Source organism: Desulfobacula sp., assembly GCF_021107415.1.
Genome location: NZ_JAIOSW010000072.1, coordinates 1 through 7,151, shown reverse-complemented (window position 1 = coordinate 7,151; position 7,151 = coordinate 1). Strand labels below are relative to the sequence as shown.

Below are 7,151 nucleotides of genomic sequence, written 5' to 3'. Positions count from 1 at the left end.
TGCCAGGGGATTCCTCGGAAAAGGGTGGTGGCGACAACCCCTTTGCCGGACTGGCGGATTTAATGAAGGGCAAACTGCCGGAATAGAAAAGGAATCATACTCTATCCTGTATTTGACAGAAGCTTGACCGGTTTTGTATTCATGACTTTCCGGGATGCGGTAAGGGCAGTGCCCATGCAGATACAGGTGGTCAACAAAAGGATCAAAAGGGAAACCCCCAGGTCAAACTGCCAGAGGCTGTCAAAAAAATACCAGGAAATCGCCAGAGAAAACCCAAAACTCAACAGGATGGCAAACAGGGCTGCAGTAAACCCGATAAATCCGAATTCCAACAGGGTGATGGCCTGGATCTCTTTAAAATCCGCTCCCAGAATCTTTAAAAGGTTGATCTGATTCTCATTTTTCCAGGCCTCATGACGGGCAATGGAAAAAATGGAAACAAGCCCTGCTGCAATAGCCAGCCAGGCCATAAACCGGATGGACAAGGAGAGCTTGTCCGTGATGCCAAGCAAGGTGGTGGCCATCTGGGTCACATCAATGACCGAGACATTGGGAAAGGCGTTTACAATTCTATTTTTCAATTCCTGACGGTTCTCCCGGGCCACATGGGAAATGGCAGCCAGAAAGGTTTTAGGGGCATCATTCAAAACCCCGTTCTGGAAAAGCAGAAAAAAATTGGGTTGAAAACTGTTCCACCGGACCTTGCGCAGATTCTTCACTTGTCCTTCCATGGGGATGCCCTGGATCTCAAACCCAATGAAATCCCCCAAGGCCAAACCATATCGTTCGGCAAAAGATTCTTCAACGGAGATCTCAAAGGGAGTGGCTGATTCAAAATCCCAGGGGGTTTGGGACAGGGGGCTTCCCTGGACAATAATTTCCGAAACATCCAGACTCTCGCGATAGGAAAAATTAAATTCCAGTCTCCGGCCCCGACCCCGATGCCTGGAACCAGACTGCTTGGATTTGAGTGCCCTGTTTTGACCATAAAAGGGCTGGTGATTCACCGTCAGAATCCTTCCCCTGACCATGGGAGATATATTGGCCAGGTCGGCATCCTGAAGCTTGATAAATTCAATAAACGGTATCTTTTGTTCATCCTGGATATCCACCAGAAAAAAAATAGGTATTTTCAAACCTTCCGGCCGCATGATCTCGTTTTGCAGTCCTTTCTGGACCTGGGGAATGATGGAAATCAAAAATGCGCCCATGGCAATGGTGATAAAACAGGACAGGGAGGACCACTTGTTGCGAAACAGGTTCCGAAAGGCTATTTTCCTCACCACATGCCGGGTGGCGGAAAGGGTTCTACAGCCTGAAAAAATAAGCCAGCCCATGCCGGACAAAAAAACCAGGGCCAGGGCAAACCCGGTCACAAAAACAGTCCCGTTCCTGATGGAACCTGCCACCACAACCGAAACCAGAAAAAAAGCGGCAAGCCCGGGCAGGAAGCTTGCCATCTGCCATAGCACACGCGTTACGTTGCTTTTGCCTGCTGCTTTGGTTCCCCTGAGCAACATCAGGGGTTTTATCCCAAAAAGACGAACAAAAACAGGCAAACAGAAAATCAGGCTGCCGGCCATGCCCATACCCACTGCCAGCGCAATGGTGACAGGATCTGTGGTCAGCCGGATGTGGGCAGGTATCAGCCCCTGGAAAATAATGGGAAAGGCAGGAACCAGGAGCAGTGAAATGAAAACCGAAAGGCATGAGGCCAGGGTGCCAAGTATGATGAGTTGAAAGCTGATATAAAAATAGATTTCTTGTTGTTTGGCTCCGATGCTCATTAAAATGGCAATCTCCTGTTGTTTTAGATTCAGGTAGCCCCGGAACAGATAGGCTGTGGCAATACCTGCCAGGAAGAGGGCCACAACACTGACCAGCCCCATATATCCGGTAAAATATCCGGTCACACGTCCTAATCCTCTATTAACATCCCTGCTGTCATAGATATTGATCCGGGGTGGTCCCGGGTATTTTTCAGCAAATCTCTGGCGAAGTTTTGCAGTCAACTCAGGAATATCAGCGTCACTGCTGAACCGGTAATAGTGAGAATACCTGATCCGGCTTCCAAACCGGATTAAACCCGTCCCCTCCAATTGCTCAATCCCCATATATATTTTAGGGGCCAGCTCAACAGCGGTCAAAGATTTGTCCGGATCTACCGTAAAAAAATCCTGTACCCAAAAAAATTTATTGCCCAGTACCAGGGGGGTATTCACATCTGCTTTATTTCGGATGCCCAGGGCATAGGCCGTGTCCCGGGTCATGAACACTCCGGGTCTTTCCTGGATATCCTTTTTTTGACTTTGGCCTTCCAAAGAGAAGGCACCATACAAAGGATAATGATCATCAATGGCCATCACCCGTATCAGACGGGCATTACCCCTGGCCTTAACCATGGTATAAAATCCGATGAGCCGGGCATGGGTTTTGTCTTGTCCCAGCACTTCGTTTGCCAGCGTCAATTCTTCTAAAGTCAAAGGGCTGTTGGCGATCAATACCAGGTCTGCCGTTAATATTTCCTTTAAATTTTCATCCAAATGGCGGTTCAGGGAACTGCCAAAAGAATGGATGGCAATAAACCCGGCCAGACCAAGGGAGAGATTTAATATAAAAAAAAGGGTAAACCCCCTGTTTTTCATCAGCTCTTTTAAAGCCATTCGTATCCAGAGCATCAGACTAACCTGCCCCGGTCAAGCTTCCTGATCTTTTGGCATTGATTGGCCAGGTTTGGATTATGGGTCACCAAAATCAGGGTTTTATTTTCTTTTTCCACCAGGTCAAACAGGAGCCTGGCCACCTTTTCCCCGGTCTCTATATCCAGGTTGCCCGTGGGTTCGTCTGCCAGAAGCAGGGCGGGTTTGATGATCAGCGCTCTGGCAATGGCCACCCGCTGGCATTCTCCGCCGCTCAGCTCTCCTGGCAGGTGATGCCGGCGGTCTAACAGCCCGACCTTTTCCAGCATGGCATCGGCCCGATCCTGAATTTGCTCCTGCTTAAGGATTTCCAATGGCAGGCTGATATTTTCCCGGGCCGATAAATGGGGCATTAAATGAAACTGCTGAAAAACAATTCCAATCTTCATTGCCCTGTACCGGGAAAGACGACTTTCCTTCATAGCGCACAAATCCTCCCCATCCAGAATCACCTGACCTTCATCCGGGCTGTCCAGCCCTGCTATCAGGGAAAGCAGCGTAGTTTTCCCGCTGCCGGACTGGCCGGTAATAGCAGTGGTCTCTCCGGCGCCGAGGTTGAAACTGATCTGCTTTAAAACCTCAAGGGTGCCAGACCGGGGCTGATGAAAGGATTTACTAATATTCCTGATCTCAAGTATCATAATTGCTCCAGGATATAAGGGAGCACAGTGCCGGCAATGATTCTGTGACCCTCCCGGTTGGGATGGATACCGTCTGCCTGGTTCAGGGAAGCTTTGCCTGCCACATCTTTTAATAAAAAAGGAATTAACGGGATTTTATGTTTATCTGCCAGAAAAACAAACACCTCGTAAAAGGCCCTGGCATATTCCGGCCCGTAATTGGGCGGAATTTTCATGCCTGCCAAAATGATCCGGATGCCCTTCTCCTTTGCCAGGGCAATGGTCTTGCCCAGGTTCCGGGCCATTTCAACGGTGGATAGCCCTCGAAACCCGTCATTAGCCCCCAGGGCCAGCACCAGAATGTCCGGTTTGACCTTAAGAAACCATTTGAGTCGGGAAAGCGCACCTGCGGTTGTGGAGCCGCTGATGCTGCCATTGGTGATATTGACCCCTTGAACCCCTTTTTTTTTGAGCATATTCTGGATCAGGGCAGGATAGGCATCTTCAGATTTTACCCCCAGGCCTGCGGAAATGGAATCCCCGATGAACAGAATTTTGACACTGCTGTCTATGGCAAACAAAATGGGTGTATGCCCCGGCCACAGCCAGAAAAGAGATGCTAACAGTAAAAACTTTGGAAGAATTAATGAAAAATGCTTCATTAATTCTTAAGACATATCCCGGAATTCATCCATGGATCGACCTCTGATGGCTTCAGCAATTTCAAACACATAATCATAAATATGAAGCCCTTTGGATGATGCGATAATTTCACCGTTCTCAACCCCGATCTGCTCAGCGCAATATTGTTTCATCATCTCAATGGCCGCAAGGTTGGCAGGGAATCCGCCAAATAAATCCCAGGACCTGAAATAGGGAAGGAAGTGAAGTTTTCCATCCTGAATTCTTGTATCAATATGTCTAAGACAGGGCGGGTCTGTCAGAATCATATCAGAAGGTTGACCCACCTGCATAATCATCTGATTATTGCGATAACCTTTGTTTTTATAAGTCCAGATCATCAACTCCATCTGGTTTACAAAATATCTGCCGTTTTCCTCAATTATAACATTCCTGTCTTCCCAGATTTCTTTTTCCTGGACCAGAATTTCCGTCATTTTTTTATAAGCATCGGGCAGATATTCCAAATCGCACTTGCACATCCGCTGTCCATATGTATAAGACTCGCCTTCTTTTTCCTCACCGGTCATTAGATACGGCAGATAATCGTCCAGGTAGTCCTCGTCAACAGGATCAGGAAATCCCAATGCAGGGTTTACCTTGGGCAGCAAAGGGACGGTTGAGGGATGGGTGATATGAATGGTGATAAAATCGAACTCAAGTCTTTTCTGACCTTCAAATGATCCGCGATTAATGGTAAAGGACCTGCCCTGCTCCACACACCTGTAAAGGGTTTGAAACCAGGCATCTGAAAGGCTTGTGGCTTTGATAAACAACGGTTGTAACATTGATTGCTCCTTCTCTAATTTTAAGCTCATATTCAGGTTTGAAAAATATATACTTTAATCTTTATTGTGACAACTAAAATAATGAAATCTTTTCTGAAAATAATAGTGTCTTCACAAATTATCCATTTTGTATACAATAAATATTTTTATAGTCTGCTTTTTTTAAATATTGGAATAATACTCTCTTCTTCATTTAATTGAAAATTCGATAATGGTATTTTGGTTAATTTTAGTTATTCTTGGTTAATATTACAACATATTGAAATTTTATAAAAATAAATATTGACAAATACTTACCGTTTATATAATTAAACTTACCAAATGACCTAAGTTCTGAATACAATTTGATATATATCGACTTAATATTAACGACTTAAAAAAATATGACCACTAAAACAAAACAAGATATTATGATCATGGATAATGACAGGAAATTGTTGATCTAAAACAAAACCCCATCTCCTTGGCAAGCATTATCCAGCAGCCTGTTCAGTCCCGACCCTGACAGAACAGGCTGCGCTCTTTTTTAAAGGCAGCATCTCAATGCATGAATAACCCGGCCGATTTTCAATCAATTTTTTGGATTAGACAATACTTATTTAATTATGATAACTTAAATAAAAATTATTTCATAAATTCTTTTTTAGGAGACGGTTCAAATGCCTGCAAAACTTGATATGGTCATTGTCGGGTCAGGCCCGGGCGGACTTGCTGCCGGACTATTGGCAAAGCAACATTCAAAATCCTTTATTATCCTTGAAAAAGGAAAGCATACGATGCAGGGGATTATCGATACCTATCCCAAAGGGAAAAAAGTATATCCGACCATACCTAAAAGCTATCCAGATCCTTTCCCTGTTCTGGAAATCAAACCGCCGGATGAAAAGATTCCGGTTGAAAAATATGTCGAACAGGCTCAAACCGTTGTGACCCAAAATGATCTTCAACTCCATTTTAATGAGGAGTTTAAAGAAATCAGCGGAAATTTTCCAGATTATATTGTTAAAACCGATAAAGGGTCTTATTTCACCGAAAACATCATCCTTGCCTTTGGCAGCAACATTCCCAATGATTTGGGAATTTACGGCGAGGCTAAAACCGTTGCCAGAAACATTGAGAACGGTGAAGATTATATCGGTATTAATGTTCTGGTCATCGGCGGCGGTAATGCGGCAGCAGACGTTGTTTCCTCTTTATCCAAAATTAAACGGGAAGCCCAGGATGAGACCACATCTGTCTATTGGGCACACTTGAATGAAAGATTTGAGATTAACAAGGATACAGCACGGGATCTGGGGGAAGAGATCCTTTTGGGCGGGCACATTAAAATTTTGCAAAAAGCCGTACCCAAAATCGGTGAAGTTGATGCAGACGGGATTGACAGGCTTTATATCCACCAGACAACAACTTCAAGTTTTGGCGACGATTTATACATTTACCAGGGAATGAGCTTTCCCATGAAAAATGTTATTGCCTGTATCGGTACCCATGGCCCTTCTGCCATTTTCGACGCATTAAACCTTCAACAGATTACCTGTACCGGAGCAATCTGTAAAATTGCCAAAGAGGGGGAGCGTCTGCTCATGCTTTCCCATCACCTTGAAACCAATAGAAACGGCATTTATGCCATTGGCGGTGCCATCAGTCCGTCCTATATGGAAATCGCTTCAGATGGGATCATCAAGGAAAAAAAGCATTCAAACCTGATCTATACGGCTGTCCTGGATGCAAAAAAAGTAATGGAAAAAGTACTGCCGGACTGATCCAAAAAAAATCTTTTAAAAAAAATCTTTTTTTAATTGACAAAGAACAACAATCGAATTAACATATGAACAACTGTTCAAATGAAGAGGTGTTAAATGGATATATGCACTGTTAAATGTATTAATGAAAAAAAAGTAAAAGAGACCTTAAAAACCATTCCGCAGCTGGAAGATATCGGTCAAATGGCGAACATTTTTAAGGCATTGAGTGATCCGTCCAGGCTTAAAATCGTTCTTACACTCCTGAATCAGGAGCATTGTGTCTGCGATATTGCCGTTATCTGCAACCAGACGGATTCTGCGATCTCCCATCAGCTTCGAATCTTAAGGACATTGAAAATTGTAAAGAACCGCAGACAAGGTAAAATTATTTACTACTCTATTGATGATGACCATGTTGTTTCTTTGATCAATATGAGTCTTGACCATGTAAGACATTGAAATTAAGGACAATTCAATAATGACTATTGTATATGAAATATTAAAAGAATCCTGGTATATTTATCTGGATGTTGCGATCTATATGCTGTTTGGTTTTTTTGTAGCCGGCATCCTCTATGTCTTTTTCAAGGCTGATAAAATAAAACAATATCTGGGGAC

6 protein-coding genes and 1 pseudogene are annotated in these 7,151 nt (G+C 44.1%); 3 read left to right on the top strand and 4 right to left on the bottom strand.

Annotation, left to right across the window (positions count from 1 at the left end; translation table 11 throughout):
* Positions 1-101 precede the first annotated feature (101 nt).
* From K8S13_RS03755 to K8S13_RS03740, 4 genes are read right to left on the bottom strand one after another with little or no spacing between them, the layout of a single operon-like run.
* Entirely contained in the window at positions 102-2,678 is a 2,577-nt protein-coding gene (locus K8S13_RS03755; protein ID WP_291460558.1) for an FtsX-like permease family protein, read from the bottom strand.
* Positions 2,678-3,340 carry an ABC transporter ATP-binding protein gene (locus K8S13_RS03750; protein ID WP_291460556.1) on the bottom strand — a complete coding sequence of 221 codons (663 nt, stop codon included), beginning with the start codon at positions 3,338-3,340 and terminating at the stop codon, positions 2,678-2,680. The genes K8S13_RS03755 and K8S13_RS03750 overlap by 1 nt, the downstream gene beginning before the upstream one ends.
* Positions 3,337-3,981, bottom strand: a complete 645-nt coding sequence (locus tag K8S13_RS03745; RefSeq protein ID WP_291460555.1) for an arylesterase — start codon at positions 3,979-3,981, stop codon at positions 3,337-3,339. Before K8S13_RS03745 ends, K8S13_RS03750 begins: the two co-directional genes overlap by 4 nt.
* Before the next feature lie 6 nt (positions 3,982-3,987).
* Positions 3,988-4,788, bottom strand: a complete 801-nt coding sequence (locus K8S13_RS03740; protein ID WP_291460554.1) for a thymidylate synthase — start codon at positions 4,786-4,788, stop codon at positions 3,988-3,990.
* A gap of 659 nt (positions 4,789-5,447) precedes the next feature.
* Between K8S13_RS03740 and K8S13_RS03735 the strand changes: the two genes are divergently transcribed.
* The 3 genes and pseudogenes from K8S13_RS03735 to K8S13_RS03725 all read left to right on the top strand — a co-directional run.
* Positions 5,448-6,551, top strand: a complete 1,104-nt coding sequence (locus K8S13_RS03735; RefSeq protein ID WP_291460552.1) for an NAD(P)-binding domain-containing protein — start codon at positions 5,448-5,450, stop codon at positions 6,549-6,551.
* A 96-nt stretch (positions 6,552-6,647) separates the two neighbouring features.
* Positions 6,648-6,992, top strand: a complete 345-nt coding sequence (locus K8S13_RS03730; protein WP_291460551.1) for a metalloregulator ArsR/SmtB family transcription factor — start codon at positions 6,648-6,650, stop codon at positions 6,990-6,992.
* 19 nt (positions 6,993-7,011) lie between these two features.
* Positions 7,012-7,151 (top strand): annotated as a pseudogene (locus K8S13_RS03725) (SO_0444 family Cu/Zn efflux transporter); the annotation flags it as partial.

Bases quoted from the DNA above. Each gene is read 5' to 3' on its own strand.
- K8S13_RS03755 (WP_291460558.1), bottom strand. From the start codon at position 2,678: ATGCTCTGGATACGAATGGCTTTAAAAGAGCTGATGAAAAACAGGGGG.
- K8S13_RS03750 (WP_291460556.1), bottom strand. From the start codon at position 3,340: ATGATACTTGAGATCAGGAATATTAGTAAATCCTTTCATCAGCCCCGG.
- K8S13_RS03745 (WP_291460555.1), bottom strand. From the start codon at position 3,981: ATGAAGCATTTTTCATTAATTCTTCCAAAGTTTTTACTGTTAGCATCT.
- K8S13_RS03740 (WP_291460554.1), bottom strand. From the start codon at position 4,788: ATGTTACAACCGTTGTTTATCAAAGCCACAAGCCTTTCAGATGCCTGG.
- K8S13_RS03735 (WP_291460552.1), top strand. From the start codon at position 5,448: ATGCCTGCAAAACTTGATATGGTCATTGTCGGGTCAGGCCCGGGCGGA.
- K8S13_RS03730 (WP_291460551.1), top strand. From the start codon at position 6,648: ATGGATATATGCACTGTTAAATGTATTAATGAAAAAAAAGTAAAAGAG.